We start from the raw sequence: 25,406 nt of genomic DNA, 5'->3' as shown, positions 1-25,406 counted from the left end.
ATGCGTGCCATCATCCTCGCGGCGGGCCTCGGCCTGCGTCTCCAGCAACCGCCGGAAGCCCAGTTCCCGAAGTGCCTCTTGCAGTTCGACGGCATGAGCCTGCTCGAACGGCATCTGCACATGCTCGAAACCGCTGGCGTGACGGACGCCGTGCTGGCGCTGGGTTTTCAGCCGGAATCGGTGCAGGGTGAGTTGAAGCGCATCAACTGGCCGCACGCGGTGGAAACCGTGCTGAACACGCGTTTCGATCTGGGCAGCGTGCTGACGGTGCACACGGTGGCCGAAGCGCTGACGCGCGGCGGCGACGTGCTGCTGATGGACGCCGACGTGCTCTACGACGAGCGCATTCTGCACGCGCTGGTGGCGGGCGAAACCGTTAACCGCCTGTTGATCGACCGTGATTTCGAAGCCGGCGACGAGCCCGTCAAGCTGTGCCTGAAAGACGGCGTGCCGGTCGAATTGCGCAAGCAGCTTGCCGTCAATCTCGAGTACGACACCATCGGCGAATCGGTTGGGTTCTTCCGCTTCCGCGAGGAAACCGCGCGGCGTTTTGCGCAGATCGTGGCCGGGTACGTTGATAGTGGCCGCGCGAACCTGCCGCACGAAGAAGCGGTGCGCGACCTGCTGCTGGAACGCAGCCAGGTGTTCGACACCGCCGACGTGACCGGCGCGCCGTGGATCGAAATCGACTTCCCGAACGACGTCGCGCGTGCGAACGTCGAGATCCTGCCGCAGTTGCAACCGCTGGTCAGCACGTCGCGCTAAATCTTCCGCATGGCAGAGTGAGTCGGCTGCGTGCCGGCTCACCTCGCTTCGCTGCTCACCTCGTCTTTCAAGTTTCCTTGCGCGCTTGACTCTCGCGCGCGGCATCGACGCGCGGCATAAAACCCGTGTTCAGAAGCCGCGTTCGGCAGCATATATCGCGGATGCGATGCGATAATCGCGGCTTTACACCGACGGCCTCGCATCCCGTCGTCATGCCAATGCCTCTCGCTTTAGGCACTTTCATCGTTCCGCTGATCGTCGCGTGCGCGATGTTCATGGAAAACGTGGACGGCACGATCATCGTGACGTCGCTGCCGGTTCTGGCGCGCGACCTGGGCCAGGACCCCATCACCCTCAAGCTGGCCGTCACCGCGTATGTGATCGGCCTCGGCGTCTTCATTCCGATCTGCGGCTGGGTTGCCGACCGCTTCGGTTCACGCACGGTGTTTCGCACGGCCATCGGCATTTTCATGGCCGGCTCGCTGATGTGCGCGGCCTCCACCTCGCTCGGCATGTTCGTGGCCGCGCGCTTCGTGCAAGGCATCGGCGGCGCGATGATGGTGCCGGTGGGGCGCATCATCATTTTCCGTTCGGTGCCGAAGTCCGACTTCATCCGCGCGGTCAACTATCTGACGGTGCCGGCCTTGCTCGGGCCGGTGATGGGGCCGCCGCTCGGCGGCTTCATCACGACGTATCTGCACTGGCGTCTGATCTTCTTCATCAACATTCCGATTGGCCTGCTCGGCATCTGGCTCGCGAACCGGCACATCGCCAACGTGCGCGAAGCGCATCCCGGCCGGCTCGACTGGACCGGCTTCGTGTTATCCGCGAGCGGCGCGTCGCTGTTCATGCTGGGGCTTTCGCTGGTCGGCAGCGGTCTCGTGTCGAACAGCCTATCGGTCAGCATGTGTGTGATCGGCGTGCTGCTGTTGGCGATTTACGCGCTCTACGCGAGCCGCGTCGAATTGCCGGTGCTCGATCTGCGCCTGCTGCGCATTCCGAGTTTTCACGCGAGCGTGGCGGGCGGTTCGCTGTTTCGCATCGGCCTCGGCGCCGTGCCGTTTCTGTTGCCGCTCGCGTTGCAGGAAGGCTTGGGCATGAGCGCGTTCGTGTCGGGGTCGATCACCTGCGCGTCCGCGTTCGGGTCGATCTTCATGAAGGCGGCGGCCTCGCGCATTCTCTGGCGCTTCGGTTTTCGCACGGTGCTGATGTTCAACGCGGCTTGCGCGGGTCTCGTCATCGCGGTCTATGGATTGTTCTTCCCCGGTACGCCGCATTGGCTGATCTGGTGCGTCGTGCTGTTCGGCGGCTTCTTCCCGTCGCTGCAATTCACGTCGCTGAATTCGCTGGCGTATGCGGACATTCCGAGCCGCGACATCGGCCGCGCTACGAGCGTCGCGAGCGTGATCCAGCAGATTTCGCTGGGACTCGGCGTGACGATCGCGGGCATCGTGCTGCAGATTTCACACGACGTGCAGGGTCATTCGACCATCGTGTTTTCCGACTTCTGGCCCGCGTTTCTCGTGGTCGGCCTGTTCTCGTTCATGTCGATTCCGGTGACCGCGCGCTTGCCGCACGGCACCGGCGATGAACTCGCGCGCGGCAACCGTGGCACCGCGTGAATCGTGAGCGGCGCCTTTGTTTTTTTGTCAGCCTCGACGCCCCCGGTGGGAACCTCGATCAAACCGCTTCCTTCACCGCTCTCAGGAACTGCTGCGTGCGTTCATGCCGGGGCGCGGAGAAGAACTGCTGCGGCGGCCCCTGCTCGATGATCTTGCCTTGCGAGAAAAAGCACACACGGTCCGCGAATTCGCGCGCGAAACCCATTTGATGCGTGACCATCAGCATCGTCAGATTGTGCTCGCTGCCGAGTCGCCGGATCACGTTCAGCACCTCGCCGCACAGCTCGGGATCGAGCGCTGAGGTGACCTCGTCGAACAGCATCACTTTCGGACGCATGGCGAGCGCGCGGGCAATCGCCACCCGCTGCTGCTGACCGCCCGACAACTGCGACGGATAGTGATTGCATTTATCCTCCAGCCCGACCAGCGACAGCAGATCGCGCGCACGCTCGGTCGCTTCCTTGCGCGAGAGCCCCAACACCTGCATCGGCGCTTCGATCGTGTTGGCGAGCGCGGTCATGTGCGGGAACAGGTTGAAGCTCTGAAACACCATGCCGATCTTGCTGCGCACGCGCCGCAAATGCTTGAGCGAGGCGGGCACCAGCACACCGTTCTTGCGCATGTGCGTGAGCGGTTCGCCGTCCACTTCGATCATGCCGTCGGTCAGCGGGTCGAGCGTCATCAGTACGCGCAACAGCGTCGATTTGCCGGAGCCGCTCGGGCCGATGATCGCGACCTTCTCGTTGCGGCCGATTTCCAGATCGAGCGCGTCGAGCACCGTGAGCGCGCCGTAGCGCTTCGTCACGCCGGCAAAGCGCACCATCGGCTCCTCCTGGGTGCCGCCCTGCGGGACAAGTACTGAGGCGGGATCGTCTCGTTTCATCGGTTTCTCCACGGATAGGTCCGCATGCGGCGGGGTAGGGATGTCGAGGTCGGTTTTCACGGTCATGGCAGCCTCAAGCTGTATTCGAGCCGCCGCACGAGGTGCGCGAAACTCACGCTGATGAGCAGGAAGAAAATGCCCGCGAGCGTGATCGGTTCAAGGTAGCGAAACGTTTCCGAACCGATGTTCTTCGCCTGCTGCATCAATTCGACCACGGTGATCGCGGAGAGCACCGGCGTGTCCTTGAACATCGCCACCAGATAATTGCCGAGCGCCGGAATCACGGGACGAATCGCCTGCGGCAGAATCACGCCGCTATAGGTGCGCCACGGCGACAACGACAGCGCGCACGCCGCTTCCCACTGGCCGCGCGCCACGCCGTTCAAGCCGGCGCGATATACCTCCGACGTGTAGCACGCATAGTGCAGCGCGATCCCGACCGTGCCCGCGGTCAGCGCCGACATCGTGATGCCGTACACCGGCAGCACATAGAACAGCACATACACCTGGATCAGCAGCGGCGTGCTGCGAATGAATTCGACGATGAAGCCGACCGTCCGCGCGAGCGGCTTGATCGGGCTGCGCCGCAGCACCGCCAGCACGAGCCCCAGCACCAGCGCGATCGCAAAACCGATCAGCGTGATGAAGATCGTGTACATCGACGCGCGCAGCAGCGCCGGCAGAATCTGCTCCGCGTAATGCAGGTCGAAGAAGCTGTTCATCGGACGGCCCTCTGAATGATGCCGTGACTCACGCGGCGCTCGAAATGCCGCATCAGCGCGACGAGGATTTGCGCGAGCACGAAGTAGATAACCAGCGTGAGCACGAAAATCTCCGCGGTCTTGAAGGTCGCCTCGTCGAGTTGGCGGGCGCGAAACGTCAGGTCCGACAGCGTGATCAGCGACACCAGCGAGGTGCCCTTCAGCAATTCGATCATCAGGTTGGTGGCGGGCGGCAGCGCGTTGATCATCGCTTGCGGCAGGATGATGCGGCGCATTCTGGAAAGCGGCGACATGTTGAGCGCGAGCGCCGCCTCGAACTGGCCGCCCGGCACCGAACGCAGAGCACCGCGCAGGATCTCCGAACCGTAGGCGCCATAGTGCAGACCCAGGCCGACGATCGCCACGGTAAACGGCGTCATCTCGATGCGAAACGGCGGCAGCGGCAGCACGAAGAAAAACCAGAAAAGCTGCACGAGCAACGAGGTGCCGCGAAAAATTTCGACGTAGGCATTGCCGAGCCAGCGCAGCGGCGTCCACGGCGCGAGCTTGGCGGCGGTCGCGACAAACGCCATGACGATGGCGAGCAAGGTGGCGCAGGCGGCGATCTCGATCGTCACGAGCGTGCCCTGGAGCAACAGGGGAAACAGTTCACGCATGGCGGTTCCTCGCTTGCATGACGGCGCGTGCGGTTGCACGCGCCTGAGGGAACTTCACGGCCGGCGCATGCCGGCGCGTGCGGACTTCGGGTGAATGCGCGCTCGGTGGGCGAGCCGTTGCGCTCGGTTGAGGATTACTTGCCGCAAATCTCGGCGGCGGTGCGCGTGGTCAGATTCGTCTTGTCGAAACCGAAGGGCGCCACGGTTTGCAGATGATCCGGCGTGCCGAGCCATACCTGCAATTGCTGATTGACTGCGTCGCGCAGATCGGCGTCCTCGGGACGGAACGCGAGCGCGCCGTAGCCGATGTGCTTCGGATCGTCCGTGAATTTGGCGACCGCCTCGACCTGGTCGGAGGCTTTCGCGGCGAGGCCCTTCATCGTCAGCGCGGTGCCGGCCGCGGCGTCGGCGCGGCGTGCGCGCACCGCCTGCAATTGCGCGGTGGTGTCGGGCACCTGCATGAGCTGCGCATCCTTCACGCCCGCATCGCGCGAATTGGCGAGTTCCACCGCGCCGGCCATGACGGCGAGCTTCACGTCGGACTGTTTGCCGATATCGGCGTAGGAATGCAGATTCTTCGGATTGCCCTTCAGCACCAGCAGCGTGTCCTGAATCTGGTATTGCGGATTGGCGAACGCGACCTGCTTGCAGCGTTCCGGCGTGATGTACATGCCGGCCGCGATCACGTCGAAGCGGCCCGCGCGCAGGCCGGGAATCAGCGAGCCCCATTCGGTCAGCACGCCGTCCACTTTCTTCACGCCCATCTTGGTGAATATCTTGCGGGCGATCTCCGGCGATTCGCCCGTCACCTTGCCGTCAGGCGTCGTGTAGGCAAACGGCGATTCGTTCGCATAGCCGATGCGCACTTCCCCGGTGCGCTGGATGCGCTGCAACGTCGTTTCCGCCGACGCATGTTGCGCCTGCGTCGCCAGAGCCGCTGCCGCGACGCAGAGGGCTCCCAGCAGTCGTGAAGTGCGCTTCGCTTTCATATCGATCCCATTGTGTGGCGTGGTGAATGCCGCGCCGCATCATGCGGTGCGGCAGCCGAAAGGGCTTGCGTTGCCCGCGATCCGCTTGCATCGCGTCGAACCCGTGAACGCAGCATACAAAGCCATTTTTTTGTTTGCGATTGCTCTAGGACAATAATTTTCCCGTATCGTTTGGCCGCACTATGGAAGTCGAAGCAGACAAGGGCGGGGGCCTGGAACCGTGGAGGCAGCGTTGATCGAGCAGTGGCGGGAGGCCGTGCGCGCGGTGCATGGCGTGGAATCGAAATATAAACGGCTGGTGAAGGCGATTGCCGGCGACATCGAGAGCGCGTCGTTGCCGGCCGGCGCGCGCCTGCCGCCGCAGCGCGACGTGGCCGCGGAACTGGCGATCAGCGTGCAGACGGTCACCAACGCTTATAAGGAACTGGAGCGCCAGGGGCTGATCCGCTGCGAAGTGGGGCGCGGCAGCTTCGTGGCGGCGCGCGTGACCGAAACCATGTCGAGCTACATGCTCGATACGGCCGAGCGCTCGGTGGTCGACTTTTCGATCGCGCGCATCGTGCATACGCCGGAGCACGACGCCATGTGGCGCAAGGTGTGCGCGACGCTCTCCACGCTCGACGATCAACCGTGGATTCGTGCGTTCCGGCCGATTGCCGGCTTCGAGCACCATCGGCAGGCGGGGATGGCGTGGCTCGCGTCGCTCGGCATGCCCGCCTCGCCCGACACGCTGCTCGTGACGAACGGCGCGGCGCACGGCATCTTCCTCGCGCTGGCATCGCTCGTCGGCCCCGGCGACACGGTGCTGTGCGAAAGCCTCACCGACCACGGCGTGATCGGCTCCGCGAATGTACTGGGATTCACGCTGAAGGGTCTCGAGATCGACGAGTACGGCATTCATCCCGAACACTTCGAGGAGATGTGCGACAGCGAGCGCATCACCGCGCTCGTCTGCACGCCCACGCTGAACAATCCCACCGTCGCGCTGATGCCGGATTCGCGGCGCCGCGCGATTGCGCGCATTGCCGAGCGCTACGGCGTGTACGTGATCGAGGACGACGTCTACGGCCCTTTGCCCGCCAAGGCCGCCACGCCCATATCGAGCCTGATCCCGGAGTTGTCGTTCTATTGCACCAGCATGACCAAATCGGTGCTGACCGGTTTGCGCATCGGCTATCTGACCACGCCGCGGCGGCTCGCGCTGCGCGCCGAAAGCGTGCTGCGCGTGAGTAGCTGGATGGCGACCTCGCCGATGGCCGAAGTGGCGACACGCTGGATCGTCGACGGCACGGCCGAACGTCTGGTGCAGATACAACGCGAACGCTTGGGGCGGCGTCAGGCGCAATTGCAGCAGACGCTCGGCAGCTACGTGCTCGGCGCGCATCCGCAGGCGTTGTCGGCGTGGCTGCGCGTGCCGGATCACTGGCAGGCGGACAGGCTGGTGAGGGAGTTGCGCAACCGCGATATCGCCGTGACCTCGCCCGATCCTTTTCTCGTGCGCGGCGCGGACCGGCCGAACGCGGTGCGCGTTTGCGTCGGCGCCGAAGTGAATGAAGAGACCTATAAAGGCGCGCTGGAAATCATGCGCGACGTGTTCGAGCAGTACCCGCAGGTGCACGATTTCACGTGAGAGCGAGCGACATAAACGAAATGAACTAGGACAATAGAAATCGTTTTTTAGAACATTAGACTGGGCTGCATTGAAGACGATGCGGCCGCAATCAGCCCACTCATGCAGGCGCGGCGGCATCGGCACCGAATCCTTTCGTGCAAGGCCGAGTTCATGTCCGTACTGTCGCTAGCCGATGTCTATCGCGCGCGTCGCCGTATCGAGGGGCGCGCCGTTTGCACGCCGCTGATCGAATCGCAGACGCTGTCGGCCGCAGCCGGTACGCAGGTCTTTCTCAAGCTGGAAACGGTGCAACCCACCGGCAGTTTCAAACTGCGCGGCGCGACCAACGCGCTCGCGCGTCTCGCCGAACAAGGCTGCCGCAAGGTCGTCACCGCCTCCACGGGCAATCATGGCCGCGCCGTCGCGCATGCGGCGCGCGCGCTGGGTATCGAAGCAACGGTGTGCATGTCGGCGCTCGTGCCCGGCAACAAGGTCGAGGCGGTGCGCTCGCTCGGCGCGCAAGTGCGCATTGTCGGCAACAGCCAGGACGACGCGGAACACGAAGCGCTGCGGCTCGTCCGCGAGGAAGGCTTCGCCTACGTGCCGCCGTTCGACGATCTGCACGTGATCGCGGGCCAGGCGACGATCGGACTCGAAATCGTCGAAGCATTGCCGGACGTCGCGAATATCGTCGTGCCGCTATCGGGCGGCGGGCTCTTTGCGGGCGTTGCATTCGCCGCTAAAAATGCGAATCGCGCGATCGGTCTGACCGGCGTGACGATGGCGCGCGGCGCCGCGATGCACGCGAGCCTCACGGCCGGCCGGCCCGTCCTCGTGGACGAAGTCGAAACGCTTGCGGATTCGCTCGGCGGCGGCATCGGCCTCGAAAACCGCTATACGTATGCGCTCACGCGCGATCTGATCGACGAGACGGTATTGCTCGACGAGGCGTCGATCGCGCGCGGCATCGTCCATGCGTACCGGCACGAGCGGCTCGTCGTGGAAGGCGCGGCGGCGGTCGGAATCGCCGCGCTGCTCGACGGCGCATTGCCGGCCGACCGCATTCAACGCGGTCCGCTCGTGCTGATCGTGACGGGCGCCAACATCGATATGAAGCTGCATCACCGCATCGTCGAATCCACGCCGGTGCAATCCGACCCGCTCAATCCTCTATGACCTCGATCACGCTCCTTGGCGAAGCGCAGCTTCGCGAACTCGTGCCGCTCGATCGCGCCGCGATCGACCAGGTGGAAGCGGCCTTTCTCGCCCTCGCCACCGAGGCCGTCGCGATGCCGCCGATCCTCCGGCTCGATCTGCCCGAACACAACGGCGAAGTGGACGTGAAAACCGCGTACCTGCCGCGCTTCGACAGTTTCGCCATCAAGGTGAGCCCCGGCTTTTTCAATAACCCGGCGCTCGGTTTGCCGAGCCTCAACGGGCTGATGCTGGTGCTTTCCGCCAAGACGGGTTTGACCGAGGCGGTGCTGCTCGACAACGGCTATCTGACCGCCGTGCGCACCGCGGCCGCGGGCGCGGTCGCCGCGCGCTGGCTCGCGAGGCAGCACACGCCGCAAGTCGCGGTGCTCGGCGCCGGCGAACAGGCGCGTTTGCAGTTGCAGGCGTTGACGCTCGTACGCCGCGTCGAACACGTGCGCGTGTGGGCGCGCAATCCCGCCAATGCGCGGCGTTTCGCCGAAGAGATGAGCGCATCGCTGGGCGTGCCCTGCGAGGTCGCGCGCGACGTTCATCACGCGTTGGCCGAGGCGGACGTAGCCATCACCACGACGCCGAGCCGCACGCCGTTGATCGAAGCGGCGCATCTGCATCCGGGTCTGCACATCACGGCAATGGGCTCGGACGCCGAACACAAGAACGAGATCGCGCCCGATGCGTTGGCGGCGGCGCGTTATATCTGCGACCGCGCGCAGCAGACGCGCGTGCTCGGCGAACTGCATCACGCGCTGAATGCGGGCACGATGCGCGCCGACGCCGCCGTGACCGAACTGGGCCAGGTGATCGCCGAACAGGCCGCGGGCCGCGTCGACGATTCGGACGTGACGATCTGCGACCTGACCGGCACCGGCGCGCAGGACACCGCGATCGCGGCGCTCGCGCTGCAGCGAGCGCGCAGCGCGGGCGTGGGAACGATTTTTCGCAACGACGTGAAGGGCTGAGAGGGCACGATGGCTGAGACAACACAACTGGAACGAAAGGCGGGCGTGAGCGCACAAGCGCCGGCCGTGCGTTTGCCGTTCGAGCGGGCCGAATACGCCGCGCGTATCGGCAAGACGCGCAAGGCGATGCAGGCCGCGGGGATCGAATTGCTGATCGTGTCGGACCCGACCAACATGGCGTGGCTGACCGGCTACGACGGCTGGTCGTTCTATGTGCATCAATGCGTGCTGCTGGCGCTCGACGGCGAGCCGGTCTGGTTCGGCCGCGGCCAGGACGCCAATGGCGCGAAGCGCACGGTGTTCATGCAGCACGAGCAGATCATCGGTTACCCGGATCATTACGTGCAGTCCGCCGAGCGTCACCCGATGGACCATCTGGCGCGTGAGGTGATCGAGTCGCGCGGCTGGGGCGCGTTGAAGATCGGCGTGGAAATGGACAACTACTATTTCAGCGCCGCCGCCTATCGCTCGCTCGTCAATCACTTGCCGAAGGTGCAATGGCGCGATGCGACCGCGCTGGTCAACTGGCAGCGCGCGGTGAAGTCGCCGCGCGAGATCGAATACATGCGGGTCGCCGCCCGCATCGTCGAGAAGATGCACGCGCATATCGTCGAGCGTATCGAGCCCGGCATGCGCAAGAACGATCTGGTGGCTGAGATCTACTCGGCGGGGATTACGGGTGTGGACGAACATGGCGGCGACTATCCGGCCATCGTGCCCTTGCTGCCGACCGGCGCGGACGCCGCCGCCCCGCATCTGACGTGGGACGACACGCCGTTCGCGAGGAACGCCGGCACCTTCTTCGAAATCGCCGGCTGCTTCAAGCGCTATCACTGCCCGCAGTCGCGCACGGTGTATCTCGGCAAGCCGCCGAAGCATTTCATCGAAGGCGAACGCGCGGTGATCGAGGGCATCGAAGCCGGGCTTGCCGCGGCCAAACCCGGCAATACCTGCGAGGACATCGCCAACGCCTTCTTCGCGATGCTGCACAAATACGGCATCGAAAAGAACAGCCGCTGCGGCTATCCGATCGGCGCGAGCTATCCGCCGGACTGGGGCGAGCGCACGATGAGCCTGCGCCCTGGGGACAAGACCGTCCTCGAACCCGGCATGACGTTCCACTTCATGCCGGGCCTGTGGCTCGACGATTGGGGACTCGAAATCACAGAAAGCATCCTGATTACCGAGACCGGCGTCGAGACCTTTTGCAACACGCCGCGCAAGCTGTTCGTGAAGGAGTAGCGCACATGCGGGCATCACCCATTCAGCCGACGGTCGATTTCGATGCCGACGGCGAACAGCATGGTTTTCTGAAGCTGCCGTATTCGCACGATGCGTCCGCGTGGGGCGCGGTAATGATCCCGATCAGCGTGATTCGCAATGGCGCGGGCCCCACGGCGCTGCTCACCGGCGGCAACCACGGCGACGAGTACGAAGGACCGATCGCGTTGTCGAAGCTCGCCGCGACGCTGAAGGCGGCTGACGTGAAGGGCCGCGTGATCATCGTGCCGTTCATGAACTACCCGGCGTTTCGCGCGGGCAGCCGCACGTCGCCGATCGACCGCGGCAATCTGAATCGCAGTTTTCCGGGCAAGCCGGACGGCACGGTCACCGAGAAAATCGCGGACTATTTCCAGCGCTACCTGTTGCCGCTCGCGGACTACGTGCTCGATCTGCACGCGGGCGGCCGCACGCTCGACTTCGTGCCGTTCGCCGCGATTCACGTGCTGGCCGACGCACGCCAGCAGGCGCAGTGCGAGGCGGCGATGCGCGCGTTCGGCGCGCCGTATTCGATGCGGATGCTCGAACTCGATAGCGTGGGCCTGTTCGATACGGCGGTGGAAGAGGCGGGCAAGGTGTTCGTGTCGACCGAACTCGGCGGCGGCGGAACCGCGACGGCGCAAAGCGTGGCGGTGGCCTCGCGCGGCGTGCAAGGCTTTCTGCTGAATGCGGGCATTCTCGATCGGCGTCAAGCAGCGGACCGGCACACGCCTCGCACCACCACGCTGCTCGATATGCCCGACGGCTCGTGCTATACGACCAGCGAACATGACGGCCTGCTGGAGATGTGCAAGGACCTCGGCGACATGGTCGAAAGCGGCGAACTGATCGCGCGGATTTACGACGCGTCGCGCACGGGTGTCGCGCCCGTTGAATATCGCGCGCGCCGCAGCGGCCTGCTCGCGGCGCGGCATTTTCCCGGGCTCGTGCGGATCGGCGATACGGTGGCGGTGGTGGCGGATGTCGTCGAGCGCGGCATACCGGTGAGCGTTTGATCGCGCGATGAAACTCGACCGCTACGACCTCGCGATTCTGCGCATCCTCGCGCGCGACGGACGCATCACCAAGTCGCGCCTCGCCGAGGAAATCAATCTGTCGATTTCGCCGGCGTGGGAACGCGTCAAACGTCTTGAAGAGAGCGGCGTGATTCGCGGCTACCGCGCGGATATCGATTGGGTGCGCGCGTTCAAGGGCAGCCGCGTGGTGGTTGAAGTGACGCTCGCGCGGCATACCGCGCAGGACATGCGGCGCTTCGAGGAACGCGTGAGCGCGGCGTCCGAAGTCGTGCAATGCCATGCGACGGGCGGCGGCGTCGATTATGTGATGCACGTGATGTCGCGCGACATCGATCACTATCAGCGCTTCATCGATTCGCTGCTGACCGATGAGCTAGGCATCGAAAAGTATTTCACGTATATCGTCACCAAGGTGGTGAAGAGCATGCCGGAAGGCTTGCCGGATTGGGCGGACGAAGCCGTTGGCGAAAGCGGTTGAAGCAGCGCGGCGGCATGGCCCGAAATTCACCACACGCCACGGCGAAATCCAGAAAAAACCCGCACCTCTGGACGCCGGAACCAAAAAAACCGCGTCGCCGCGGAACGTACAGTGACAGACATACATCGCACACAGGAGGTCGTCATGTTGCTGGGTCATCCGGTTCTCTTCAAATCGCTGTGCTACGTCGACGGACGCTGGGTGCACAGCGCCAGCGCCGCCAGCGTCGCCGTGCTCAATCCCGCCGATCAGCGGATACTCGGCCACGTGCCGATGCTCGACGCGTCGCAGATCACCGAAGCCGTCGACGCCGCGCAACGCGCGTTCTCGACGTGGCGCTGGCTGCCGGTCGCAAAACGGTCCGCGCTGCTGCTGCGCTGGCACGAACTGATCCTGCGGCATCAGCATGATCTGGCCGCGATTCTGTCGCTCGAACAGGGCAAGCCGCTTGCGGAAGCACGCGGTGAAATCGCTTATGGCGCGAGTTTCGTCGAGTGGTTCGCGCATGAAGTGCGCCGTTTGAACGGCCGCACGATTCCCACGCATATCGACGGCGCGCAACTCGGCACGGTGATCGAACCGGTCGGCGTGGCCGCGTTGATCACGCCGTGGAATTTCCCCTGCGCGATGATTACGCGTAAGGCGGCCGCCGCGCTAGCGGCGGGTTGCACCGTCGTCGTGAAGCCCGCGCATGAAACGCCGTTCTCGGCATTGGCGCTCGCGCAACTCGCGGAAGAAGCGGGCTTTCCGGCAGGCGTCTTCAACGTCGTGCTCGGCGAGCCGCACATGGCGATGGAAACGCTGGTGAGCGATACGCGGGTGCGTTCGGTGAGCTTCACCGGTTCGACGCGCGTCGGTTCGCTGGTCATGCAGACGGCGGCGAAAGCGGGCATCAAGAAAACGGCGCTGGAACTGGGCGGCAACGCGCCCTTCATCGTGACCGAAGACGCCGACCTCGACCAGGCCGTGCGCGTGGCGATCGCCGCGAAGTTTCAAACCTCGGGGCAGGACTGCTGCGCGGCGAATCGCATTTTCGTCGCGCGTGCGGTGTATGAAGCATTCGTCACGCAATACAGCGACGCCGTGAAAAAACTCAACGTGGGCGCCGCATTCGAAGCCAACGTGGACGTCGGCCCGCTCATGCATCAGGCCGCTTTCGACACCACCGCGGCGCGCGTGGCGGACGCCAGCGCGAAGGGCGCGCGCATCACCGTGGGCGGCGCCGCGCATGAACGCGGCGGCTGGTTCTTCCAGCCGACCGTGGTCGCCGACGCCGCGCCGGGCATGCGCATCTACGACGAGGAAAACTTCGCGCCGATCTCGGCCGTCTCGCCGTTCGATTCGCTCGATGAAGTGATCGAACGCGCGAACGATACCGAATACGGGCTTGCCGCCTACGTGTGTGCGAGAGACCTCAACACGGTGTTTCAACTGATTCGCCGCCTCGACTTCGCGATGGTCTCCGTGAACGGCGTGAAGTTTACCGGCGCGCCGATTCCGTTCGGCGGCATGAAGGCATCCGGCCTCGGCCGCGAGGGCGGGGCCGAGGGCTTCGAGCCGTTCGTCGAGACGCGCTATTTCTGCCTCGGCCAACTCGGCTTGCCGGTGACCGACAGCATGCCCGCTCACCGCACGAACACGGCGCCGCACGCAGCGGCGGCCTGAACCCGCACAACGCATTCAACGATTCAACGAAGGAGCTTCCCATGACCCAACTCGACCAACTCTTCGACGCCGACCGCGCGCATTTCATGCATCCTTCCACGCACGCTCACGACCATGCGAGCGGCGCGCTGCCGGGCCGCATCGTGACGGGCGCGAAAGGCATCCGCATCGAAGACCACCAGGGCAAGTCGTATATCGACGCGTTCGCGGGCCTGTATTGCGTGAACATCGGCTACGGCCGCACCGAAGTCGCCGAAGCGATCTACGAGCAGGCGAAGAAGCTTGCCTACTATCACACCTATGTCGGCCACTCGACCGACACGATCATCGAACTGTCGTCGCGCATCATCGACTGGGCGCCGCAGGGCATGAAGAAGGTGTACTACGGCCTGTCCGGTTCGGACGCCAACGAAACGCAGATCAAGCTCGTCTGGTATTACAACAACGTCAAGGGCCGGCCGAACAAGAAGAAGATCATCTCGCGCCAGCGCGGCTATCACGGCTCGGGCATCGTCACGGGCAGCCTGACCGGCTTGCCGAGTTTTCATCAATGTTTCGACTTGCCGATCGAGCGCGTCAAACATACGGTGTGCCCGCATTGGTATCGGCATGCGCCCGCCGGCATGAACGAGGCGCAGTTCGTCGCGTATTGCGTCGAGGAACTGGAGAAGCTGATCGCGCAGGAAGGCGCCGATACGATCGCCGCCTTCATCGCCGAACCGGTGATGGGCACGGGCGGCATCCTGCCGCCGCCGGCCGGTTACTGGGCGGCGATCCAGCAGGTCTTGAAGAAGCACGACATTCTGCTGATCTGCGATGAAGTGGTGTGCGGTTTCGGCCGGCTCGGTTCGAAGATGGGCGCGCAGCACTACGGCATCACGCCGGATCTGATCACGGTGGCGAAGGGCTTGACCAGTGCTTATGCGCCGCTGTCGGGCGTGATCGTCAGCGAAGGCGTGTGGGACGTGATCGACAAGGCCTCGCAGGAATTCGGCGCGATGGGTCACGGCTGGACCTATTCGGGTCATCCGATTTGCGCGGCCGCGGCGCTGGCGAACCTCGATATTCTCGAACGCGAGAACCTCACGCAGAACGCGGCGCAAACGGGCGCGTACCTGCTCGAACAACTGCATGCCGCATTCGACTCGCATCCGCTCGTCGGCGAAGTGCGCGGCGCGGGCATGCTGGCCGCGCTCGAATTCATGGCCGACAAGGACGGGCGTCAGCCTTTCGCCGCGGCGTTGAAGGTGGGTCCGCGCGTCTCGGCCGCCGCGTTGGAGCGCGGCTTGATTGCGCGCGCGATGCCGCACGGCGACATTCTCGGCTTCGCGCCGCCGCTCGTCACCTCGCGCAGCGAGGTGGATGAGATCGTGAAGCTCGCGCGCGCGGCGGTGGATGAAGTCGCTTCGCAGGTGCTCACGCCGGCGGCTTCGGCTTAAGCGGCATGCCCGGTTGGCAGCCTGGCGGCGGCTAACCGAGGCGGGCCCCTGAACCCGGCTAACAGCACGCCCGTTTGTGTACCGCGCATTGCAACTACGGAATGCACGGCTTCGCAAACGGGCGCTTCGCATGTTATAAGCCCAAGACAGCTTTCGTGACCGTCCGATGAAAGAGTCTTGGGGGATATGCAATGAAGTTGTTCGGCAACGCCAAATCGTCCGCCAGTGCATTCGCGCTGGTCGCACTCGTTTCCCTTTCCACCGGCTTTCTCGAGGCCACGCCGGCCGTCGCGAAGCCGCCCGCGAAAGCCCAGCCCGCCGTACTCACCGCGTCCGCCATTGCGGTCGCGGATAAATATAGCGCCGACGCCGCCGAGCAGATTTTCAAGGAAGGCGGCAATGCCGTGGACGCGGCGGTTGCGATCGCCTTCACGCTGGCCGTGACATATCCCGAAGCCGGCAACATCGGCGGCGGCGGCTTCATGACGCTTTATGTCGACGGCAAGCCGTACTTCCTCGACTATCGCGAGCGCGCGCCGTTGGCCGCGACCAAGAACATGTATCTCGACGACAAGGGCGAGGTCATCAAGGGCATGAGCCTGTACGGCTATCGCGCGGTGGGCGTGCCGGGCACCGTCGACGGCATGTGGCAGGCGCAGCGCCGCTTCGGCAAGCTCAAATGGAAGCAGGTGCTGGCGCCGGCGATCCACTATGCGCGCGACGGTTTCGAGGTGAGCCAGCAATTGCAGAAACGCCGCGACGACGCGGCTAAAGAGTTCGCCGGCAAGACCAACTTCGACACCTACTTCGGCAATCTGAAAGAGGGCGTCAACTTCAAGCAACCCGATCTCGCCGCCGTGCTGCAGCGCATTTCCGATCAGGGCGCGAAAGACTTCTATCAAGGCAAGACGGCGGATCTGATCGCGGAGTCCATGCGCGGCCACGGCCTGATCACGAAGGCCGATCTGCAACAGTACAAGGCCGTGTGGCGTCAACCGATCCAGGCCGACTGGAAGGGCTATCGCGTGTACACCGCGCCGCCGCCGAGCTCGGGCGGCATCGGGCTCGTGCAACTGCTGAAGATGAAGGCCGACCTCGCGTCCGACTTCAAGGACGTGCCGCACAATTCCGCGCAATACATCCATCTGATCGCGGAAATCGAAAAGCGCGTGTTCGCCGACCGCGCGCAATATCTCGGCGATCCCGACTTCTACAAGGTGCCGGTCGCGCAACTGACCGACGAGGCGTATATCGCCAAACGCGCCGCCGAAGTCAATCCGAAGGAGCCGTCGGACACCAAGAGCGTGCAGCCGGGTCTGGGCACCTCGATGCCGGAGAAGGCGGAAACCACGCATTTCTCGGTGGTCGACAAGTGGGGTAACGCGGTGGCGAACACGTACACCATCAACGGCTATTTCGGCTCGGGCGTGGTGGCGGATCGCACCGGCATCGTGCTGAACGACGAAATGGACGACTTCTCCGCGAAGCCGGGCGTCGCCAACATGTTCGGCGTGGTGGGCAGCGACGCGAATTCGATCGAACCGAAGAAGCGCCCGCTTTCTTCGATGAGCCCGACGATTCTGACGAAGGACGGCAAGGTGTCGCTCGTGATCGGCACGCCGGGCGGCTCGCGCATCTTCACGTCGATCTTCCAGGTGATCAACAACGTCTACGACTTCAATATGCCGTTGAAGGAAGCGGTTGGCGCGATGCGTTTCCATCACCAGTTGCTGCCGCCGAACACGATTTTCACGGAGTCGTATAAGCCGATCGACGGCGACCTTGCCAAGGAGGTCGAAGCCAAGGGCTATACGCTGAAGCAGCAGGGTTTCAACGGCGATATTCAGGCGATCAGAATCGACGGCGACACGCCGGAAGCGGCGGCCGATCCGCGTGGCCGTGGTGTGACGCGGGTGATTCAGTAAGCGGATCTGCGCATGGCGGGCGGCGCGTCTCGATGGACGCGCCGTATCAAGACGAAGACTGAGACGAAAAAGCCTGGCCTGGCGCCCGAACCGATCGAGCGCCGGGCTTTTTTTCGTCTACGGGAAGCCCATCGCGTCAACTCACCTGTTCGACCGGCGTCAACGTCAATTCGACCCGCTGCGCGCCGCGCAGCACCGTCACGTTGACGGGCTTGTCGATACGCGACGCGTCGAGCGCGCGTTGCAGGCTGTCCACGTCGGGCACGGCAAGCGTGTCGATCGCGACGATCGTATCGTCGGTGCGCAGGCCGCCGAGCGCGGCCGGACTGCCCTTGACGATCTCCATGACGTGTACGCCGCTTTCCAGGCTCAAGCCGAAATAGCGCTGCACGCGGCGCGACAGCGGCGTCGTGGTGCCGGCCACGCCGATATAGGCGCGCCGCACGCGGCCGTGCGCGAAGATCTGCATGATGACCCACTTGGCGGTATCGATCGCGGTGGCGAAGCAGATCGCCTGCGCGCCCGGAATGATCGCGGTATTCACGCCGATCACTTGCCCCGCCGAATTGATCAGCGGACCCCCCGAATTGCCGGGATTGAGCGCCGCGTCGGTCTGGATCACGTCATAGATCATGCGGCCCGAGTTCGAGCGCAGCGAGCGCCCGAGCGCCGAGACCACGCCGGTCGTCACCGTTTGCGCGAGGCCGAGCGGATTGCCGACGGCGATCGCTATTTGCCCCACGCGCAGCTTCGACGATTCGCCCAGTTCGACGTGCGGCAACGGTTCCGGCGAGCCGATGCGCAACACGGCCAGATCGCTGCCGGGGTCGTCGCCGACCAGATCGGCGTCGAATTTCGCGCCGTCCGCGAGCGTCACCTGAATGTGCGTCGCGCCGTGCACGACGTGGCTGTTGGTGAGCAGATAGCCGTCGGGCGTGAACAGAAAGCCCGAGCCGGTGCCGCCGCGCGCGCCGCGTCTGTCGCGCGCGGACGGCTCGCCGGGCAGCCGGCGTTCGACGGCAATGAAGGCGACCGCCTGCTGCACGCGTTCCAGCGCGCCGATCACGGTGCGGGAATAGGCGTCGAGCAGCGCGTCGTCGGATAAGGGGTTGAGTGGATTCGGCCCGGGGGCGTCGGATGCGGCGCGCGACAGGTCATCGATGAAGCGTGGACGGCTTCCCATGGCGATGCTCCGGATAAACAGGCATGCAGATGCGGGGCGGGGCCAGGGTTTTCAAGTGCGGCGCGAGGCGGCGCGTGCCGGCGTGGCTATGAGACACTTTCCCCAAGGCACACGCCGGACACCCTGCCCGCAGGTCGCAGTCACGAGCCGCGCCGCGAACCCAAGGAGACAAGCCGCCATGAACTCACCTTCGACGCCATCGAGCGCGCCGGCCGAACCACGGATCGAATCGCTCAGCGCGATCACGCTCGCCACCGCCGACATGCCGCGCGCCGTGCTGTTTTATCAGGCGCTCGGCTTTCCGATGAACTACGGTGGGCCGCAGGCGGCGTTTACATCGTTCGCGTTCGGCGGTTCGTATCTGAACCTGATTCTCGACACACGCGCGCCGGTCGCCTGGTGGGGCCGCGTGATCGTCCACGTGTCGGACGTCGACGCGCTCTACCGCAAGGCGCTCGCGGCGGGATTGAAGCCCTCGCTCGAACCCTCCGATGCGTCGTGGGGCGAGCGCTATTTCCACATCACCGATCCTGACGGCCACGAACTCAGCTTCGCGAGACCGCTGCGCTAGCGCTCGGGCACTCGCAATCCGGTGTGCGTGGGGACGAACACCTCTCGTTTGGGTCGGTGCGCATGTCATGGCGCAATTCCATGCACGCTTATCCGGGGCCGAAAGCGCGGTACGGGCGGCGAGCAGGATCACGGCGGGCACAATCAAATCGAGGGGACGCAAATGTTCGGCTGCCTTCACCACTATCAGTTGTCTCGGTTCGGGCAGCGAGTTGCAAAATGGTTTTCTGGCGGGCTTGACTGTCTGGCAAGCGGAAAAGGCGCGTATCGACGGGCTGCGGTTTTGGCACGAAGTCGCACCGGTTGAAGGTTTCCCGTCGAGCGCCACTGTTTCCCACATTCATCCGCTTGGATTGGTAGGAAATTTTAAGGTGGCAGCGGAGTTGATTACGCTCGAGATGCTGAATGCCGTGGATCCGCCGGATCAGTCGAATATCACCGGCAGATCCTGCCATATTTGAACAAATACGCGAAAGGGTATGCAATCATTGGGCCATAACTCGCAGCGTGAATCCGGTAGCAGATACGGGAGATGTTGCAGCTGTGACTCAACAGATCAACGGAGGACAAAATGGACATGCCGAAAGACTCATTGCGTACAACAGAGTTGCACCGATTTTGGGGCTTCCGCAAGAAACGAATTAAACGTTTTTTGGAATGCCTTGCTTGCTGCCTTTTGCTTTCGTCCGCCTCGTTGGCTAATGCCAACGGAGACGAACGTGCTGTCTGCCCCGCTGTATCGCCATCCATGGGTGTATTTTCCGCAGAGAAAATATACAAAAACTCGGTCGTTTCGATCGAAAAGAACGATGCAGATCACACGATAAACTTATCGATTTACCGACCGAATTCGAACGACTGCGAAAAGACTGTCTTCGCGAAATACTCTATAGAAGGCGGAGCGCCGAATGTCGACTCCCTGTTTTTCATGAATCTCGATGGCAAGCCAAATATTTTCACCATTGTTCATTGGGATGTAAATTCTCGCGGAATCGGTACATACGGAAAATACTACCAAATATTTGCATATACCTCGGACGAACAAGGCCGACTGATCGAAAATAAGAGGGTGGTCGACAACAGCGCAATGACCGGAATGGATGGCTATCAAGAGGGAGAGCAAACCTTGTTTCCCTATAAGACTGCAGGCGCCGTGAAATCCTTCTTCAAGTGCAATAAGGCAAAGTGCAAGTAATATTTCATTTCTCGAACCGAACCGTAGACCCGTGCTGAATCTGTCACTCGCCACGCGGCGCACCTAGCAGGCTGCTGAAATACAGTCCGACAGAAGCAGCCTTTCTGCACTTACGCGGCTCTCGCCACAAGGTTTATCGCATTGTGCAATTTCAACGTGAATTCCACGCTTGTTCGGCAGTTTGAGGCCAATTTCTGGCTTCATTGCCGCGTTTTTCGCTGCTACAGACGGACTTGTGTCAGTGAGCGCATGCGCACGAGGTTGTAGGCAGCCATGTTCAACACGAACATCTGGTCCACTTTCTTCAACCCGCGCACCACCACCTGGCGCATGCGCCCCACGGTCTTGGCCCACCCGAAGCCTTGTTCGATCAACTTGCGCTTTTGCTGCGAAATGGCGTAGCCCACGCTCGAGGCAATGGTATCGGGCACGGATGAACGCCGCCCCGAGGTGTTTTGCGCAACGTGCGGTGTGACCTTCATCTGCTGGCACGCCTCGATGAATTCCTGTGCGTCGTAACCCTTGTCTGCGCCCAGCGTGATTTCTGCGCTCGCATCTTCTGCCGCTTGCCGCGCGTCGTTGATCATGACCTTGGCCGCTTCGCGCTCGGCGTGCCCGTCAGCGCGCGTCACGCACGCGTTGACCACCAGACCATGTCGATTGTCGGTCAGCGTGTGGCCCATGTAACGCAATTCGCTGGCCGTATTGCCTTTGCGATAGAGCCGTGCATCGGGATCGGTCCGGGACTCATGCGTCTCGTTGCTGCGCTTCTCGCCTTTAAAGTCGCCTGCGTTGCCGCCGTCGCTGTCCTGATCGTCACTGTCCTTGGGCACGAAGCTCTTGTGCCCCGCCCACGCCTGGATCAGCGTGCCGTCCACGCTGAAGTGCTCTCCCGAGAGCAGGCACTTCTTCTCAGCGATCGCCACCACTTCGTTGAAGAATTCGATCACCGCATCATGCTTGATCAGGCGTTCGCGGTTCTTCGTGAAGACCGTCGGTACCCAAACCTCGTCATCCATCGCCAGGCCGATGAACCAGCGAAACAGCAGGTTGTATTGCACCTGATCCATCAATTGGCGCTCCGAGCGGATGCTGTAGAGCACCTGGATCAGCATGGCTCGCAGCAACTTCTCCGGCGCGATGCTCGGCCGCCCACCCTTGAGGTCGGCCTCGTACATCCCGGCAAACAACCGATCCATCTTCACCAGTGCTTCGTTCGCCATCACCCGGATCGAACGCAACGGATGCGACTTCGGAACGAAGTCGTCCAGCTTGCGCATGGAAAACAAACTCTCGGTGAATGTGTCGGCGCCGCGCATGATCTCCAAGGGGCAAGTGGGGGTCTTCCATCAACGCTTCAGGGGCCTTCAGCGATGACATTACCGCCGATACTTCAGCAGCCTGCTAGCGCAAAAAGGCCGAGCGGCCGATTCAACGCACCACCAACGCCACCACCAACGCCACCACCAACGCCACCACCAACGCCACCACCAATACGCCGCCGCGGCGGTAACATGGATGACACTTGGCGCTTCGATAATCGAGCGCGTCCGCGTCGCGCTTGCCGACGCGCGCTTAACCGTTTCCGTTGCCAGGAGAGCCGCAATGAAAGAGCAGGATCCGAGACCTGAAGCCGAGATGCTGGCAGAGCGGCAACGCCGTTTCGAGGAGGACCTCATCGATGCGTACGACGAGGAACTCGAAATGGAGGTCGACGACCGCATCATCGACGGCGCCGAAGGCTTCACGCTCGAGCATCGCGAGGCGCGCAAGATGTATTTCCGCGAACTGTTCCGGCTGCAAGGCGAACTCGTCAAGCTGCAGGACTGGATCGTGCAGACCGGCCATCGCCTCGTCGTGATTTTCGAGGGACGCGACGCGGCCGGCAAGGGCGGCGCGATCAAGCGCATCACGCAACGGCTCAATCCGCGGGTCTGCCGCGTGGCGGCGCTGCCCGCGCCGAACAACCGTGAACGCACGCAATGGTATTTCCAGCGCTATGTTTCGCATCTGCCGGCGGGCGGCGAAATGGTGCTGTTCGATCGTAGCTGGTACAACCGCGCGGGCGTCGAACGCGTGATGAATTTTTGCAGCGAGGAAGAGTACGAAGAGTTTTTCCGCTCGGTGCCCGAATTCGAAAAGATGCTGGCGCGAAGCGGCGTGCAGATTCTCAAATACTGGTTTTCGATCACCGACGAAGAACAGGAACTGCGTTTCCAGAACCGCATTCGCGATCCGCTGAAGCAGTGGAAGCTGAGTCCGATGGATCTGGAAAGCCGGCGCCGCTGGGAAGCGTACACGCTCGCCAAGGAAGTCATGCTGCAGCGTTCGCACATTCCCGAGGCGCCGTGGTGGGTCGTGCAGGCGGTCGACAAGAAGCGCGCGCGCCTGAACTGCATTCATCATCTGCTGAGCCAGGTGCCGTATCACGAGATCGAGCATCCGCGTGTCGAATTGCCCGACCGGGTCTATCACGACGAATACAGCCGCCAGCCGGTGCCGGAGTCGATGATCGTGCCCGAGGTGTATTGAGCGTTGAGCGCGCACGGCTCGCTTGCCGCCGGAAAGGCGCGCGAAGCGGGCGGGGTTGGCCGACAATGCGATGTCGGCCCGCGGCGGCGGATTTAATTTCCGTTGACGGATGTTTTGGGGCTGACCGATAGTCTTGGCCCGAAAGGTCCGTTAATTCCAGGCTCCGTGCGTGAACAACACAACCCGCTCTTCCTCATCGCGCGCTGACCATGTCTATTTCAGCGTGCGCGACGATATCTTCGACATGCGTCTCTTGCCCGGCGACCGGCTGACGGAAGGCAGCATCGCCGAGCGTTTCGGCGTGTCGCGCACACCCGCGCGCGAGGCGCTGCAGCGCCTGCAAAGCGACGGCCTGATGCGCGGCTACGTGCGCGGCGGCTGGGAAGTCGTGCCGATCGATTTCAAGCGTTTCGAAGACCTGTACGAGATGCGCAAGCTGATCGAAACCTTCGCGGTGGGCCGGCTGGTTGCCGCCGACATGTCGTTATCCGGCAGCGTGCAGCAGATGCTCGACCGGCTCGACGCCGTCTGGAACGTGCCCCGCGCCGAGCGTATCCGCGAGGGCTGCGAGATGGTGGCGCTCGACGAAGCCTTCCACCAGGCGCTCGTCATCGCCGCCGACAACTCGGAACTGAGCGCCGCGATGCAGCGCGTGACCGACCGCATCCGCGTGGTGCGGCGGCTCGATCTCGTCTACGGCGACTGCATCGACGACACCTACGACGAGCACATCGCGATTCTCGACGCGATCCGCCATCTCGAGACGGAGCGCAGCGTCGCCTTGATCGGGCGTCATATAGAAGGCAGCCGCGCCGAAGTGCGCAGCCTGACCGCCGAACGCCTGCAACGCGCCCGCACTGCAATGGAGCCGCACGGCGCTCCGTATGCACCACCCAGGTTGCGGCGCACCACCTAGGGTCATCCCTTAGTCATCCCGATTTGCCCCAAAGCCCTATGTAGCGGACGTTTCAGTCCGCGATGCGGATTGGCATGGTTTTCGCATAACTGCACGCCATGTATACAAGCAAACTTCTGCCGGAAATATGTCAGCCGACTATCTGAATTCGACCCGCGGAACCCGCGGCATGGCGGTCGCGCCGCATGCGCTCGCCGCGCAGAGCGCCCTCGCGATCCTGCGCGACGGCGGCAATGCCGTCGAAGCGATGATCGGCGCCGCCGCGACGATCGCGGTTGTCTATCCGCACATGAACAGCATCGGCGGCGACGGTTTCTGGCTGATCGCGCGCCCCGGCGCCGCGCCCGTGGGCATCGAGGCATGCGGCGCGGCAGCGCTCGCCGCCACGATCGATGAATACCGTTCGCGCGGCCTTGCCGCGATTCCGACGCGCGGTCCGCTCGCGGCGAACACCGTGGCCGGCACCGTGTCGGGCTGGCAGCTCGCGCATCGCTGGTCGACGGACATGCTCGGCGGCAAAGTGCCGGTCAAGCGTTTGCTGGAAGACGCGATCCATTACGCGAGGCACGGCGTGCCGGTCACGCGCAGCCTGTCGCAGTGCGTGGCGAGCCGGCTCGACGAATTGCGTCCGGTTGCCGGCTTCGCCGAAACCTTTCTGCACGACGATCGCGCGCCCGCTACCGGCGAGCGTTTCGTTGCGCCGCGCCTCGCCGCCACCCTGGAGCGTCTCGCCGACGCCGGTCTCGACGACTTTTATCGCGGCGACCTCGCCCGCGGCATCGCGGTCGATCTGCAATCGGCCGGCTCGCTGCTGACGCTCGCGGATCTCGAACGGCACGAGGCGCGGCTGCGCACCCCGCTTGCGCTCAAGCACTCGCTCGGCACGATCTACAACATGCCGCCGCCCACGCAAGGACTCGTCTCGCTGCTGATTCTCGGCATGCTCGACCGGGTGCTGACCAAGGACATGGACCCGCTCGGTCCCGAGTTCGTGCATGCCTGCGTGGAGGCGACCAAGCTGGCCTTCGCCGTGCGCGATACCGGGATCACCGATCCCGACCACATGCGCGCGGATCCGCGCGCGCTGCTCGAACCGGCGGCGCTCGACGCAATGGCCGCGCGCATCTCGCCGACGCAGGCTGCGCCGTGGGGCGCGGGGCGTGGGCCGGGCGACACGGTGTGGCTCGGCGTCACCGATAGCGACGGCGTGTCGGTGAGCTTCATCCAGAGCATTTATCACGAGTTCGGCAGCGGCATCGTGCTGCCGGGGTCGGGCATCAACTGGCAGAACCGCGGCTGCAGTTTCTCGCTCGACGAGCGCGCGCTGAATCCGCTGATGCCGTTGCGCCGACCCTTCCATACGCTGAACCCGGCGCTCGCGCGTTTCGACGACGGCCGCACGATGGTGTACGGAAACATGGGCGGCGACGGTCAGCCGCAATCGCAAAGCGCGGTGTTCTCGCGCATCGCCAACTTCGGCTGGAATCCGCAAGCCGCGATCGACGCGCCGCGCTGGCTGCTCGGCCGCACGTGGGGCCAGTCGACCGACACGCTCAAGCTGGAGGCGCGCTTTGCGCCCGGCACCGTGGCGCGGCTCGAAGCGCTCGGTCACGAGGTCGAGACGATGCCGGCTTACGACGAAGCAATGGGCCATGCCGGCGCGATCGTCCGGTATCCCGATGGACTTATCGAAGCGGGCCACGATCCGCGCAGTGACGGGGTTGCCGCGGGCTGGTAAAAGCACGCGCGCTTTTTTTCAATCGAACCGCAGGTCCGGCCTATC

Annotated in this window: 23 protein-coding genes; 17 read left to right on the top strand and 6 right to left on the bottom strand. The window is 63.7% G+C overall.

Annotated elements, in window-relative coordinates; genetic code table 11:
- A complete protein-coding gene (locus CUJ90_RS21890; RefSeq protein ID WP_114163933.1) occupies positions 1–765 on the top strand; it encodes a phosphocholine cytidylyltransferase family protein in 765 nt (254 codons plus the stop codon).
- A gap of 218 nt (positions 766–983) precedes the next feature.
- A complete protein-coding gene (locus CUJ90_RS21885; RefSeq protein ID WP_073432151.1) occupies positions 984–2,387 on the top strand; it encodes an MFS transporter in 1,404 nt (467 codons plus the stop codon).
- 58 nt (positions 2,388–2,445) lie between these two features.
- Here CUJ90_RS21885 and ehuA read toward each other — a convergent pair whose 3' ends face one another.
- The 4 genes from ehuA to ehuB all read right to left on the bottom strand — a co-directional run bounded on the left by ehuA (position 2,446) and on the right by ehuB (position 5,637).
- On the bottom strand, positions 2,446–3,270 hold the full coding sequence (ehuA, locus tag CUJ90_RS21880) for an ectoine/hydroxyectoine ABC transporter ATP-binding protein EhuA (RefSeq protein WP_083083086.1): 825 nt from the start codon (positions 3,268–3,270) through the stop codon (positions 2,446–2,448).
- A gap of 62 nt (positions 3,271–3,332) precedes the next feature.
- Positions 3,333–3,992, bottom strand: a complete 660-nt coding sequence (gene ehuD, locus CUJ90_RS21875; RefSeq protein WP_073432152.1) for an ectoine/hydroxyectoine ABC transporter permease subunit EhuD — start codon at positions 3,990–3,992, stop codon at positions 3,333–3,335.
- Complete coding sequence (gene ehuC / locus CUJ90_RS21870) at positions 3,989–4,648, bottom strand: ectoine/hydroxyectoine ABC transporter permease subunit EhuC (RefSeq protein WP_073432153.1); 660 nt, start codon at positions 4,646–4,648, stop codon at positions 3,989–3,991. The genes ehuD and ehuC overlap by 4 nt, the downstream gene beginning before the upstream one ends.
- Before the next feature lie 134 nt (positions 4,649–4,782).
- Complete coding sequence (gene ehuB / locus CUJ90_RS21865; protein WP_114163931.1) at positions 4,783–5,637, bottom strand: ectoine/hydroxyectoine ABC transporter substrate-binding protein EhuB; 855 nt, start codon at positions 5,635–5,637, stop codon at positions 4,783–4,785.
- Positions 5,638–5,869: 232 nt separating this feature from the next.
- Here ehuB and ehuR point away from each other — a divergent pair, with 232 nt between their 5' ends.
- The 9 genes from ehuR to ggt all read left to right on the top strand — a co-directional run bounded on the left by ehuR (position 5,870) and on the right by ggt (position 17,227).
- Complete coding sequence (ehuR, locus tag CUJ90_RS21860) at positions 5,870–7,267, top strand: MocR-like ectoine utilization transcription factor EhuR (protein ID WP_073432167.1); 1,398 nt, start codon at positions 5,870–5,872, stop codon at positions 7,265–7,267.
- A 153-nt stretch (positions 7,268–7,420) separates the two neighbouring features.
- Positions 7,421–8,425 carry a hydroxyectoine utilization dehydratase EutB gene (gene eutB / locus CUJ90_RS21855; protein WP_114164676.1) on the top strand — a complete coding sequence of 335 codons (1,005 nt, stop codon included), beginning with the start codon at positions 7,421–7,423 and terminating at the stop codon, positions 8,423–8,425.
- Positions 8,422–9,423, top strand: a complete 1,002-nt coding sequence (locus CUJ90_RS21850) for a cyclodeaminase (RefSeq protein ID WP_114163930.1) — start codon at positions 8,422–8,424, stop codon at positions 9,421–9,423. The genes eutB and CUJ90_RS21850 overlap by 4 nt, the downstream gene beginning before the upstream one ends.
- Positions 9,424–9,432: 9 nt before the next feature.
- Positions 9,433–10,665: an ectoine hydrolase DoeA gene (gene doeA, locus CUJ90_RS21845; protein WP_114163929.1), complete on the top strand. Its 1,233-nt coding sequence runs from the start codon at positions 9,433–9,435 to the stop codon at positions 10,663–10,665.
- A 5-nt stretch (positions 10,666–10,670) separates the two neighbouring features.
- Positions 10,671–11,699, top strand: coding sequence for a N(2)-acetyl-L-2,4-diaminobutanoate deacetylase DoeB (gene doeB, locus CUJ90_RS21840; protein ID WP_114163928.1), 1,029 nt, complete (start codon positions 10,671–10,673; stop codon positions 11,697–11,699).
- A gap of 7 nt (positions 11,700–11,706) precedes the next feature.
- On the top strand, positions 11,707–12,198 hold the full coding sequence (locus tag CUJ90_RS21835) for an Lrp/AsnC family transcriptional regulator (protein ID WP_073432158.1): 492 nt from the start codon (positions 11,707–11,709) through the stop codon (positions 12,196–12,198).
- A 144-nt stretch (positions 12,199–12,342) separates the two neighbouring features.
- Entirely contained in the window at positions 12,343–13,863 is a 1,521-nt protein-coding gene (locus tag CUJ90_RS21830) for an NAD-dependent succinate-semialdehyde dehydrogenase (protein ID WP_114163927.1), read from the top strand.
- A 41-nt stretch (positions 13,864–13,904) separates the two neighbouring features.
- Positions 13,905–15,302, top strand: a complete 1,398-nt coding sequence (locus CUJ90_RS21825) for an aspartate aminotransferase family protein (RefSeq protein ID WP_114163926.1) — start codon at positions 13,905–13,907, stop codon at positions 15,300–15,302.
- A 191-nt stretch (positions 15,303–15,493) separates the two neighbouring features.
- Entirely contained in the window at positions 15,494–17,227 is a 1,734-nt protein-coding gene (ggt, locus tag CUJ90_RS21820; protein ID WP_073432161.1) for a gamma-glutamyltransferase, read from the top strand.
- Positions 17,228–17,363: 136 nt separating this feature from the next.
- On the opposite strand, the gene CUJ90_RS21815 is transcribed toward ggt, so the two are convergent.
- On the bottom strand, positions 17,364–18,410 hold the full coding sequence (locus CUJ90_RS21815) for a S1C family serine protease (RefSeq protein WP_073432162.1): 1,047 nt from the start codon (positions 18,408–18,410) through the stop codon (positions 17,364–17,366).
- 178 nt (positions 18,411–18,588) lie between these two features.
- On the opposite strand from CUJ90_RS21815, the gene CUJ90_RS21810 reads away from it, so the two are divergent.
- The 3 genes from CUJ90_RS21810 to CUJ90_RS21805 all read left to right on the top strand — a co-directional run bounded on the left by CUJ90_RS21810 (position 18,589) and on the right by CUJ90_RS21805 (position 20,175).
- Positions 18,589–18,981, top strand: a complete 393-nt coding sequence (locus CUJ90_RS21810; RefSeq protein ID WP_073432163.1) for a VOC family protein — start codon at positions 18,589–18,591, stop codon at positions 18,979–18,981.
- Positions 18,982–19,048: 67 nt separating this feature from the next.
- On the top strand, positions 19,049–19,441 hold the full coding sequence (locus CUJ90_RS32465; protein WP_152035374.1) for a hypothetical protein: 393 nt from the start codon (positions 19,049–19,051) through the stop codon (positions 19,439–19,441).
- A 110-nt stretch (positions 19,442–19,551) separates the two neighbouring features.
- Complete coding sequence (locus tag CUJ90_RS21805; RefSeq protein WP_143326548.1) at positions 19,552–20,175, top strand: hypothetical protein; 624 nt, start codon at positions 19,552–19,554, stop codon at positions 20,173–20,175.
- A 221-nt stretch (positions 20,176–20,396) separates the two neighbouring features.
- Here CUJ90_RS21805 and CUJ90_RS21800 read toward each other — a convergent pair whose 3' ends face one another.
- On the bottom strand, positions 20,397–21,494 hold the full coding sequence (locus CUJ90_RS21800) for an IS5 family transposase (protein WP_073432981.1): 1,098 nt from the start codon (positions 21,492–21,494) through the stop codon (positions 20,397–20,399).
- Positions 21,495–21,780: 286 nt separating this feature from the next.
- On the opposite strand from CUJ90_RS21800, the gene ppk2 reads away from it, so the two are divergent.
- From ppk2 to CUJ90_RS21785, 3 genes are all read left to right on the top strand, one after another.
- Positions 21,781–22,707: a polyphosphate kinase 2 gene (ppk2, locus tag CUJ90_RS21795; RefSeq protein ID WP_073430479.1), complete on the top strand. Its 927-nt coding sequence runs from the start codon at positions 21,781–21,783 to the stop codon at positions 22,705–22,707.
- Between the two features lie 169 nt (positions 22,708–22,876).
- Entirely contained in the window at positions 22,877–23,623 is a 747-nt protein-coding gene (locus CUJ90_RS21790; RefSeq protein WP_114163925.1) for a GntR family transcriptional regulator, read from the top strand.
- Positions 23,624–23,750: 127 nt separating this feature from the next.
- Positions 23,751–25,361, top strand: a complete 1,611-nt coding sequence (locus CUJ90_RS21785; RefSeq protein ID WP_114163924.1) for a gamma-glutamyltransferase family protein — start codon at positions 23,751–23,753, stop codon at positions 25,359–25,361.
- The last annotated feature ends 45 nt before the right edge of the window (positions 25,362–25,406 follow it).

This window comes from Paraburkholderia terricola, assembly GCF_003330825.1.
GTDB lineage: Bacteria > Pseudomonadota > Gammaproteobacteria > Burkholderiales > Burkholderiaceae > Paraburkholderia > Paraburkholderia terricola.
Note: the sequence above shows the minus strand (reverse complement) of the source record. Positions and strands in the feature narration are given on the sequence as shown.

What these genes read in the sequence shown, in the direction of transcription:
- CUJ90_RS21800 (WP_073432981.1), bottom strand. Translation starts at nt 21,494, where the DNA reads ATGCGCGGCGCCGACACATTCACCGAGAGTTTGTTTTCCATGCGCAAG.
- CUJ90_RS21805 (WP_143326548.1), top strand. Translation starts at nt 19,552, where the DNA reads ATGGACATGCCGAAAGACTCATTGCGTACAACAGAGTTGCACCGATTT.
- CUJ90_RS21785 (WP_114163924.1), top strand. Translation starts at nt 23,751, where the DNA reads ATGTCAGCCGACTATCTGAATTCGACCCGCGGAACCCGCGGCATGGCG.
- eutB (WP_114164676.1), top strand. Translation starts at nt 7,421, where the DNA reads ATGTCCGTACTGTCGCTAGCCGATGTCTATCGCGCGCGTCGCCGTATC.
- CUJ90_RS21890 (WP_114163933.1), top strand. Translation starts at nt 1, where the DNA reads ATGCGTGCCATCATCCTCGCGGCGGGCCTCGGCCTGCGTCTCCAGCAA.
- ehuB (WP_114163931.1), bottom strand. Translation starts at nt 5,637, where the DNA reads ATGAAAGCGAAGCGCACTTCACGACTGCTGGGAGCCCTCTGCGTCGCG.
- CUJ90_RS21885 (WP_073432151.1), top strand. Translation starts at nt 984, where the DNA reads ATGCCTCTCGCTTTAGGCACTTTCATCGTTCCGCTGATCGTCGCGTGC.
- ppk2 (WP_073430479.1), top strand. Translation starts at nt 21,781, where the DNA reads ATGAAAGAGCAGGATCCGAGACCTGAAGCCGAGATGCTGGCAGAGCGG.
- CUJ90_RS21830 (WP_114163927.1), top strand. Translation starts at nt 12,343, where the DNA reads ATGTTGCTGGGTCATCCGGTTCTCTTCAAATCGCTGTGCTACGTCGAC.
- CUJ90_RS21835 (WP_073432158.1), top strand. Translation starts at nt 11,707, where the DNA reads ATGAAACTCGACCGCTACGACCTCGCGATTCTGCGCATCCTCGCGCGC.
- doeA (WP_114163929.1), top strand. Translation starts at nt 9,433, where the DNA reads ATGGCTGAGACAACACAACTGGAACGAAAGGCGGGCGTGAGCGCACAA.
- CUJ90_RS32465 (WP_152035374.1), top strand. Translation starts at nt 19,049, where the DNA reads ATGGCGCAATTCCATGCACGCTTATCCGGGGCCGAAAGCGCGGTACGG.
- CUJ90_RS21810 (WP_073432163.1), top strand. Translation starts at nt 18,589, where the DNA reads ATGAACTCACCTTCGACGCCATCGAGCGCGCCGGCCGAACCACGGATC.
- doeB (WP_114163928.1), top strand. Translation starts at nt 10,671, where the DNA reads ATGCGGGCATCACCCATTCAGCCGACGGTCGATTTCGATGCCGACGGC.
- CUJ90_RS21825 (WP_114163926.1), top strand. Translation starts at nt 13,905, where the DNA reads ATGACCCAACTCGACCAACTCTTCGACGCCGACCGCGCGCATTTCATG.
- ehuD (WP_073432152.1), bottom strand. Translation starts at nt 3,992, where the DNA reads ATGAACAGCTTCTTCGACCTGCATTACGCGGAGCAGATTCTGCCGGCG.
- ggt (WP_073432161.1), top strand. Translation starts at nt 15,494, where the DNA reads ATGAAGTTGTTCGGCAACGCCAAATCGTCCGCCAGTGCATTCGCGCTG.
- ehuC (WP_073432153.1), bottom strand. Translation starts at nt 4,648, where the DNA reads ATGCGTGAACTGTTTCCCCTGTTGCTCCAGGGCACGCTCGTGACGATC.
- CUJ90_RS21815 (WP_073432162.1), bottom strand. Translation starts at nt 18,410, where the DNA reads ATGGGAAGCCGTCCACGCTTCATCGATGACCTGTCGCGCGCCGCATCC.
- CUJ90_RS21850 (WP_114163930.1), top strand. Translation starts at nt 8,422, where the DNA reads ATGACCTCGATCACGCTCCTTGGCGAAGCGCAGCTTCGCGAACTCGTG.
- ehuA (WP_083083086.1), bottom strand. Translation starts at nt 3,270, where the DNA reads ATGAAACGAGACGATCCCGCCTCAGTACTTGTCCCGCAGGGCGGCACC.